Origin of the sequence: Merdimonas faecis (assembly GCF_001754075.1) — a bacterium.
GTDB lineage: Bacteria > Bacillota > Clostridia > Lachnospirales > Lachnospiraceae > Merdimonas > Merdimonas faecis.
In genome coordinates, this window is sequence record NZ_MIEH01000041.1 from 1 (window position 1) to 6,564 (window position 6,564).

The 6,564-nt window shown below is 35.1% G+C and carries 6 protein-coding genes; 3 read left to right on the plus strand and 3 right to left on the minus strand.

Annotated elements, in window-relative coordinates; genetic code table 11:
* Nucleotides 1-453: 453 nt before the first annotated feature.
* Together BKD12_RS15900 and BKD12_RS15905 are read left to right on the plus strand one after the other, a co-directional pair.
* Nucleotides 454-1,368, plus strand: a complete 915-nt coding sequence (locus BKD12_RS15900; RefSeq protein WP_070090329.1) for a hypothetical protein — start codon at nt 454-456, stop codon at nt 1,366-1,368.
* A 22-nt stretch (nt 1,369-1,390) separates the two neighbouring features.
* Nucleotides 1,391-2,476: a DnaB-like helicase C-terminal domain-containing protein gene (locus tag BKD12_RS15905; RefSeq protein ID WP_070090330.1), complete on the plus strand. Its 1,086-nt coding sequence runs from the start codon at nt 1,391-1,393 to the stop codon at nt 2,474-2,476.
* A gap of 48 nt (nt 2,477-2,524) precedes the next feature.
* Here BKD12_RS15905 and BKD12_RS17350 read toward each other — a convergent pair whose 3' ends face one another.
* The 3 genes from BKD12_RS17350 to BKD12_RS15920 all read right to left on the minus strand — a co-directional run bounded on the left by BKD12_RS17350 (nt 2,525) and on the right by BKD12_RS15920 (nt 5,596).
* A complete protein-coding gene (locus tag BKD12_RS17350) occupies nt 2,525-3,235 on the minus strand; it encodes an RNA polymerase sigma factor (protein ID WP_070090331.1) in 711 nt (236 codons plus the stop codon).
* Entirely contained in the window at nt 3,202-4,887 is a 1,686-nt protein-coding gene (locus BKD12_RS15915) for an ABC transporter ATP-binding protein (protein WP_070090332.1), read from the minus strand. Before BKD12_RS15915 ends, BKD12_RS17350 begins: the two co-directional genes overlap by 34 nt.
* A gap of 85 nt (nt 4,888-4,972) precedes the next feature.
* Nucleotides 4,973-5,596: a TetR/AcrR family transcriptional regulator gene (locus tag BKD12_RS15920; protein WP_070090333.1), complete on the minus strand. Its 624-nt coding sequence runs from the start codon at nt 5,594-5,596 to the stop codon at nt 4,973-4,975.
* Between the two features lie 486 nt (nt 5,597-6,082).
* On the opposite strand from BKD12_RS15920, the gene BKD12_RS15925 reads away from it, so the two are divergent.
* The gene (locus tag BKD12_RS15925) at nt 6,083-6,451 is read left to right on the plus strand and encodes a TnpV protein (RefSeq protein WP_015573221.1); all 369 of its coding nucleotides are present in this window, start codon (nt 6,083-6,085) and stop codon (nt 6,449-6,451) included.
* Nucleotides 6,452-6,564 lie beyond the last annotated feature (113 nt).

The following is a 6,564-nucleotide window of genomic DNA, read 5'->3' on the forward strand; positions in this document are numbered from 1 at the left end:
AAATAAACTTTTCACTTCAGGGTTTGGATGAAACTTTAAAAAATCTTATAAATCTATTGCATTTTTTTTAGAAATGTGTATAATAATAGTACGGTAAAGCTAACGTTTAGAGTTAGTGGCCATGCATTTGGCGTAAGAGCATCTACAGAAATGTAGGTGCTTTTATTTTTTCGTCTTCGTTAACAGGTAATATCGTATTAAAGACATTTGCTTTACATCCATTTGATATATAAAAATGCAATTACAGCATATGTATCAATCTTTGATTAGCCAAGTATTTTTATGCTTAAACAGGTTAGGGTTCTCTGGCGAAGTGTTACGATAAGTATTTCGCCATTTTTATTTTAATGGAAAACAAATTGAATTTGAACTTCATCTGTTTGGAATATTTATTTTGCTGAATAATCTGATATAATATTCGTAGATAAATGGTGCTATAAAAGGAGCAAATACATGAGAAGAAACGATGGACGAGAAACTTGGCATAGATTATTAGAATGGGATAAAGGCCAAACGCCAGCAGAGCGCTTGGCAGCAGTAGTACTTCTTAGTGATGGATTTAGAAACGTTGATCCATCTCATCCCTTAGGGGGCAGAGATGGGTTGAAAGACATGATTTTAACTAATAATGGAACAAAATGGATTGGAGCCGTTTACTTTCCAAGAGGGCAGCAGAGTTTTTCAGATATAAAATCTAAATTTGAACACGATTTAGAAGGAGTGAAACGGAACAAGGCAAATGGTATTGTGTTTGTTACGAATCAGGAGTTAAGATTGTCTGAACGAAAAGAATTAACGGAAATCGACGATGATATGGATGTACAAATTTATCATTTGGAGAGACTTACAACTTTGTTGAATTCACCGGAAAATTATGGAATTCGTATGGAATTTCTTGAACTTGAAATGAACAAAGAGGAACAGTTGGCTTTTTTTGCTAATCAAAATCAGAAAATATCTAATATTGAAGCTGCATTAGAAAAACTGACTATTGGTTTAGAAGAATACAAATTAAGTAAGAGTCTTTCTGATGTAAAACTGATGGAGGAATTTCCTGAAAGTGATGATGAAGAATTTTATGAAGATGAACCACGTAGCATAGATGAAATAGTCGATGCTGTGGGTGTTTTTCTTGATAAAATATGGTTTGATAGGCACTTGTCTTTGAGATATCGAATTGAAACTGGAATGGAAACCGTTGATCCGGAAATATGGAAAGGTGCGTTAAATTCTGCCCAGAAAGTAATTGATAAATACGGAGAAGAAAATCTTGGACCATATAGTGATTTTGAATGGGGAATGCTCAATGGTAAACTTTCTGCTCTCAGATGGGTTTTAGGAGACGATTGGGATATGTTAGATACATAATTAATTGAAAAGGGGTGAATGTATGGGATTTCCAACAAGTGTTGCAGATGACGTACTGGTTCGCTGTGGTAGGCATTGCTGTCTGTGCGGAAAGTATGTAGGTCAAAAAATTGAATTGCATCATATAAAGCAAGTCGCTGATGGTGGAGAAGATACTGCAGATAACTGTATTCCACTGTGTTTTGATTGTCATGCGGAGGTAAAATCTTATAATCATCACCATCCAAAGGGGAGAAGATTTACCGAAAAAGAGTTAAAGGGACATAGAGATAAGTGCTATGAAAGGTATTCGTTAAAAAATAGCGGTAGTACAACGTTAAATACAGAGAAACCTAAAAGTATATTTCCACCTCAAGAGAACATGCCGCTGATACGTTGGGGTTATCCAGAACAGGATAAATTGTGTCCTGTATGTCCTGGCAACATAGTCTTGGTAGCTGGTTATACGGGTTCGAAAAAAAGTACATATTTACACCATATTGTCAATCAGAATATTATGTCTGGTCATAGGGTTGTATATTGCTGTATGAAGGATAAGCCTTTTGATGTAGGTATTGAAATAATTGGTGAAAATGCGCATGTAAATGTGGAGTATATAAAGCGTGGAATAGTCACGGAAGAAGATTGGGAGAAATTAACAAGTAGCCAAGTATCCTTGAACGGTGAAAATTTGGCGCTGATTCCATATAATGAGCTTATGGAAAGCAATAAGATTTTAGATATCGTTGAAAATTCAGGAGCGAAAATAGTTGTAATTGACGATTTCAATGGTGTTTTGTTAGATGCTGCTGATTCTGTCGAGCATTTTCTTTACAAATTAAAGAATATTGCTGCACAAAGCCAAACCGTTGTGTTCGTAATTTATAACCTCAGTACACCGAAGCGAAGGATTGATATGAGACCGATGCTGAGAGATTTTCCATCGGATAGCTATTATCGCCTATTCGATGTTATTCAGTTATTGTATAAACCGGATTTGTTTTTTGATGATGAAGATGATAAGGAAAATATGGAAGTTATTATCGTAAAAGGAGCGTTGAAAATTCCTTACACAATAAAGTTATTAGCCCCAGATAAAATTACAGGAGTTTTTGCTTCGGATAAGTAAATAGGGGCGCCTTTGTTGCCAGAATGTTTTGGAAACAAAAGCATTTTTCTATTTCTTACTCCTTTTACGATTCGGCAGAGCCTTTAGTAACTTGGAACGCATGAACACATCTTTCATAACCTTATGTTCGTCCACGGAAAGGTGGTCAAACGGAATTTGCATTTCATCGCAGAAGAAACGCCAGAATTCCTCGCTAGGGTTATTCTTGAATTTAAGAGTCTGTAAGAAACGCAGCACCTTTTTGTTATTGGACATAGGTCTTTCGATAGGTGCAGATTCAGCAACGTGTTCGTGGTTTTCATGAATGGTGCGGATAATATTGTCCCAGTCGCTATGAATGGTGTGGAAGAAATATTCTTCCTCTTGAATATGCGAGCCTTCAAGAATTTTCAGATACAGATCGTTGGCATCTGGATTTTTCTGCTGAATAATCTGTAGGCGAATAGCGTCCAACCAGTTATCCATAGACAGCTTGGCAATTTCTTTATCGCTCATATCATGGAAATAGTAGAGCAAAATAAACGCTCTTTGTTTTTCTGATAATTTGTTCAACGCTGTACTGATTTTTTCATCAGATATTTGAACAGTGAAATGTAATACTGGGAATGATGTTGCATCGCAAGAATACTTATCAACATTACCTTGCTCATTCAGCTTTGTTTCGCCCATTTCACAAAATAACATTTGATGTTCGGGGATCTGGTCTTCATTCTCTCTGTTGTCCTTTATTTCTTTAAATGAAAATATTCTGAAAAGCAAGAAGATGTATTGACAAGATGTTTAAAACTTCCCCTTTCTTTAATGTGACCATTTTCCATATAAAAGATTTCATCGTACTTATCCAATAAATTTTGTTCTAAATGATGAGTAATTGTTATGAGTGTTAAATTTTCCATTTTTAATAATCTGTTTTCAATATCGTATGCTGTCAGCATATCAATAGCAGATGTACCCTCGTCTAATATGAGAATAGGTTTGTTTCTGATCAAAGCACGTGCAACTGCAATTCTTTGTTTTTGTCCACCAGATAGATTAGAGCCATTTTCTCCGACACGATATTGCAAGCCGGTTGGAAGCTCAGATATAAATTCGGTCAATCCGCTGTCCTTTATAACTTTTTCAACTTGTTCCTCTGGATAGTGTTCATGTAAACAGATATTGTCATATATGGTTTCGTCAAACATATAGATATTCTGATGAATGATTGATGACAGCTGAACCACACTATCCTTATCCAGCATATGAAATTCCGTATCATCATATAAAATTTTGCCTTTGTATGTGGAGTAATAACCAGATAAAAGTTTGATCAGTGTACTTTTTCCGCAACCGCTTTTCCCAACAATAACGTATTTCTTACCTTTTTCAATAAGGCAGTCTATTCCGCTTAATATATCTGTTGTTCCATCATAGGAAAAGGACAAATTTTTTGCATTTATATGAGATTGATATGTGGCTATACTTTCGTTTTGGGGCAGAGATATGGAATATTTCGATATAATTTCCAGCTTTTCTACAATAGGGTGGACGCTCTTCATTTTAGGAATATTTGTAAATATCATAATAAGTGGATTTGCCAGATTACTGCTCACTTGTACCATTCCTAATAAAGTTCCCACAGTTATGCGTCCTGCGATAATAAAGTAAGCAGATAAGAATAAAACCACAATTTGAACCATAAGGGCTAGGAAAGCAGAAAGCCCCTCGTTTAGTGCAAGTAATCTGTCAACGCTATATTTAGATTTGATTGTTTCGGTATTTGCCCTATCAAATCGTTGTATTACTGTTTTTGACATAGAATATGATTTGATGATTTCAAATCCAGACAGAATATCTTTTAAGCTGACTGTGAATTCTGCCAACTTTGAAGAAAACTTATTCTGTCTTTTTTCCAGTGTTCCACCCAGCAGACTTGGTATAAGAAACATAACTGCAATCGCTACTATTACGCAAAGTGTAACAATGATGTCAAAATAAATCATCAATACGAAAGATGATATAAAGATAACGGTGTATTGGACTACTTCAAATAATGGGAGTAAAAAATTGTCCTCCAGCATTTTCACATCATTTGTAACGACAGATATATAATCAGCGGTATTCTTCTTTTCAAAATCTTCTATACTATGATTGATTGTCCCTCGAAAAACATCCGAGCGGATTTGAAGCATAATCTTACAAATCACTTTTTTGCTTAGTAACGATTGAAGATAAAGAAAAAATCCCAACACTACAAAGTAGACAATCGAAAATATAACCGTTCTTATAAATTGCTGGATATTTTTATCCATAGCGATATCCAATAGTTGCTGAAGCAGGACAGCCATAAAAACATACCCCAGAGAAGAGATTACGCTGGTTAAAATCGTTAAGATAAATAAGAACTTGTTTTTCTTAATATAGACACTCATAATTTTCTCCTTTTATACATGTAGCATGTATGTATATTATTAAAAATAAAATTGCCTTTCGACAATCTTATTTTCATATGCAACGCTAAACGTTTTCTTTGCATAACTTGACAATTTCATCATCAATTACCGGAAGCCCCAGATTATCCATGATCGATTTGATCATTAAAAATTTCTGCCATGCTTCATCATCAGTCATGGGATATATCGTAGGTATCGACCAGAAATTCGTTAAAAGAACAAATAAATCTGCTAATAATTTTGGCTGTTCTGATTTAATAGAACCGTCTTGTATTCCTTCCTCGATCAGTTCTTGATACATAGGTGCCAGTTCTTGATTACTTTCAATCAGTTTTTTTAGAAAAGCCGGACTTCCCATAAGCTGCATGGATGCCATACTTAACTGATGATGCTCTGTTTCATCAAAAGAGGTTTTTAATACGAACTTTAACTTTTCTAATCCGTTCAGTTCTTTGTGGCTTTTTGCTTTCTCAAAGGGATTACTCTCATAAAAAAGTTTTTCACATAAAGCGTCAAATACTTCTTCCTTTGATTTGAAATGATGATAAAAAGCGCCTCTCGTCAGTCCGCCCATTTCTCTTATAATATCTAATACAGTTGTTTCTTCATACCCTTTTTCTAAAAATAATTTTAAAGAAGCGTCCAATATTTTTTGAACTGTTTCTTCTGGATACTTATTACGCGGCAAAAACTCACCCCCTCTATACATGTACTTTGCACGTATATAGTATCATGCAATCTGCATGTATGTCAATGAGATTGAACTATAGCATTTTATAGATTTCAGTATAGTAGAGTAGTACCGGATATGTTATACTTCAAATGTTATATCGGACCTCTTTCAAAAATGGAGAAGAGCGAAAATGAGCGAGCAAAGTCGGGCATGAATCCTAAGATGTTAAAATAATATGTCATTCGGATATTGGCGCGACACGAAATACTTATACAAAAGCTCTAAAAAACAGGGAAATGAGGAACCTCTGTAAAATCAAGATATAAGGAGAAATACGAACATGATTAAAATACTATTCGTGTGCCACGGCAGGTGACGAAAATAGTACTGAAAGCCCTTGAAAAACAAGGATTTTTTCAAAATCCGACCTGAATTTACGACACTTTTACGACAGATGAAGTCAAGCTATGATAAATACGTTGTGAAAGAGGTCAAAATACGATGAAAGAAAGAATTACGAAGAACGGAATTGATTATGTACTGGTTGGGGATTACTACATACCGGATTTGAAGTTGCCGGAGGAAAAACGTCCTATTGGAAAATATGGACGTATGCATCGAGAATATCTAAAAGAAAATCATCCTGTGTTATTTAATGATTTAGTATTGAGTTGCCAGCTCTGGACTTATCTTGCAGATATAAACGGGCAAGCACATGATAGATTGAAGATCATCATCTCACAGATGCAAAAAGCCGAGTCTGTAACTGAGGAAATGAAAGAGAATAATCAATGGGAATGGATTCAGAGAATGTGCAGCATCCACAATCGTGCAGAAGAAATTGTGTTAAACGAATTGATTTATAGATAATTGACAACGCAGTACATACCTGTTACACTTCACGTGTAACAGGTATGTACTGCAAGAAATAGCGGGAGCTTGTATTCCTTTTTCAAAAAGGACTTGAGTTTCCGCGAATTGCA

Excerpts from the sequence above, each read along its gene's own strand:
- BKD12_RS15900 (WP_070090329.1), top strand. The coding sequence starts at position 454 with ATGAGAAGAAACGATGGACGAGAAACTTGGCATAGATTATTAGAATGG.
- BKD12_RS15915 (WP_070090332.1), bottom strand. The coding sequence starts at position 4,887 with ATGAGTGTCTATATTAAGAAAAACAAGTTCTTATTTATCTTAACGATT.
- BKD12_RS15925 (WP_015573221.1), top strand. The coding sequence starts at position 6,083 with ATGAAAGAAAGAATTACGAAGAACGGAATTGATTATGTACTGGTTGGG.
- BKD12_RS15905 (WP_070090330.1), top strand. The coding sequence starts at position 1,391 with ATGGGATTTCCAACAAGTGTTGCAGATGACGTACTGGTTCGCTGTGGT.